Source organism: Pseudomonas avellanae BPIC 631, from assembly GCF_000444135.1.
Lineage (GTDB): Bacteria > Pseudomonadota > Gammaproteobacteria > Pseudomonadales > Pseudomonadaceae > Aquipseudomonas > Aquipseudomonas avellanae.
Window position 1 is genome coordinate 1 of record NZ_ATDK01000127.1, and the last position, 255, is coordinate 255.

The following is a 255-nucleotide window of genomic DNA, read 5'->3' on the forward strand; positions in this document are numbered from 1 at the left end:
TTCCGCGACAAGCTCTCGCTGCATCAGATAGCCAAGCGTACCGGGCTGTCGAGAAACACCATCCGTAAATGGGTCAGAGCGCCCGAAGCCACTCAACCAGCGTACCAACGGTGCGCAACCCTCAATAAGCTCAGCCCTTTTCACGAGACGCTGGAACAGGCGCTCAAGGCCGATTCGTTCCGGCCAAAACACAACCGCAGGAGCGCCAAAGCACTTTTTGAGCAGATCAAGGCCGAGGGTTATGACGGCGGTTAC

At 57.3% G+C, this 255-nt stretch carries 1 protein-coding gene; it reads left to right on the forward strand.

The features are described from left to right. On the forward strand, positions 1-255 hold a 255-nt coding region (locus DW49_RS01000000128140; RefSeq protein ID WP_024421188.1), incomplete at both ends, for a helix-turn-helix domain-containing protein.